Here is a 1,860-nt window from a genome sequence, read left to right on the forward strand (position 1 = left end):
GTTGCGAAAAGGTGTTTTGGTAACCGGATAATGATTCTGTGAAGTTCTCAATGAAAGACAAGCGTTGCTGGTAGTCAGCGAGCTCTTTCTGCTGCTGGGAGATGGTTTTATTAGCTGATTCAAGTTGACCTAACAGGGTGCTGTTTTCTGACTCGAGCTGTTCAATACGTTGTCGTAACTGTGACTGGGTTGACGAGCATTGATTGCTGCGGACGTATCCTAGTTTTTCGATTAACTGCATGGGATCTCCAAAAAGGAAAACCAAGCCTCCACATAAAATCGTACAAGCTTGGTTTATTAAGAGCTAAGCAGATTTATGGCGTAAACCTTTAATGACCTGCCAAGTGATAGCGAATGCACCCACGATGAAGACCATGTCACCGACAGTACGGAACCAACGCAGGTTCTGCAACAGTGGTTGTTGCATGAAGGCTTCGCTTCGTGCGTACCATAAACCTTCAGTTGCAGCGGCGTAGAACTGAATGAAACCGACTGGCAGCAAGCTGGTGAAGAGCATCAGCGCTAAGCCAATGTTCATTGTCCAGAAAGCCATTTTCATCAGCTTTTCGTCGAACTGCAGATTAGGGCGAATGTAGCGCAGTATCAGCAATACAAAGCCCAATGCCAGGAATCCGTAAACACCAAACAGTGCTGCGTGTGCGTGAGTAGGCGTAGTGTTGAGACCTTGTACATAGTACAGCGAGATAGGCGGGTTGATCATGAAGCCTAATACGCCGGCACCCAACATGTTCCAGAACGCAACGGCTACGAAGCACAGTAGTGGCCATTTAAGGCGTTGCATCCAGTCTGCACGTTTTTGCAGGCTGTAGTTTTCCCAGGCTTCATAGCCCAGCACAATTAGCGGTACCACTTCTAGCGCTGAGAAAGTAGCGCCCACCGCCATAACCGGTGTGGTTGTGCCTGAGAAGTACAAGTGGTGGAAGGTACCCGGTACACCACCAAGCATGAACAATGATGCTGACGCTAGTGCAGCAACGGTTGCCATGCGGCGAGAGACCAAGCCCATGCTGTGGAAAATGAACGCCAGAGAGGCAGTAGCAAATACTTCGAAGAAGCCTTCTACCCACAGGTGAACAATCCACCAGCGCCAGTATTCCATGATAGAAATGTGAGTGCGCTCGCCGTAGAAGAAGCCGGCACCGTAGAACAGGCCAATGGCAACGACTGAGGCGGTGAATAATGCCAGTAAGTTCTTGTCACCTTTCTCTTTGAAGGCGCCAACAACACAGCGCATCATTAGCACAAGCCAGAAGACGATGCCGAGGAACTTACCAATTTGCCATAAGCGACCTAAGTCGACGTACTCATAGCCCTGGTGACCTAACCAGAAGTTCAAGTGTTCAGGCATGATTTGCGCAATGGCTAACCAGTTACCGATAAAGGTACCTGCGACGACCAGCACCAGCGCCCAGAACAAGACGTCTACGCCAAGTTTTTGGTACTTAGGATCTTTGCCGCCGTTAATAATCGGCGCCAGGAATAAACCTGCGGCTAAGAACCCGGTAGCAATCCAGAACATGGCGGCCTGAATGTGCCAGGTACGAGTCAGTGAGTAGGGGAACCACTCAGAGATATTAATGCCGTAGAACTCTTGCCCTTCAACAGTATAGTGAGCCGTTAAACCACCCAGAAGTACCTGGAACGCGAACAGCGCAACCACAATAAACAGATATTTGCCCAAGGCTTTCTGTGATGGAGTTAGCTTAACCTTCGAGATAGGGTCATGCTCTGGCGCAACCAGCTCTTCTTCCTCTTTGTCGCGTAAGAATGCCCACGCCCAAATTAGGAAGCCAATACCGGCAATTAAGAGAATGACACTGACAATAGACCAAATGATGT

2 protein-coding genes are annotated in these 1,860 nt (G+C 49.1%); both read right to left on the reverse strand.

Annotated features, from left to right (window positions below; genetic code table 11):
- The coding region (locus BZG79_RS15070) for a hypothetical protein (protein ID WP_199878013.1) at positions 1-241 on the reverse strand (241 nt) is incomplete at its 3' end.
- A gap of 63 nt (positions 242-304) precedes the next feature.
- On the reverse strand, positions 305-1,860 hold a 1,556-nt coding region (locus tag BZG79_RS15075), incomplete at its 5' end, for a cbb3-type cytochrome c oxidase subunit I (protein ID WP_077774814.1).

This window comes from Salinivibrio sp. MA427 (assembly GCF_001996115.1).
Lineage (GTDB): Bacteria > Pseudomonadota > Gammaproteobacteria > Enterobacterales > Vibrionaceae > Salinivibrio > Salinivibrio costicola.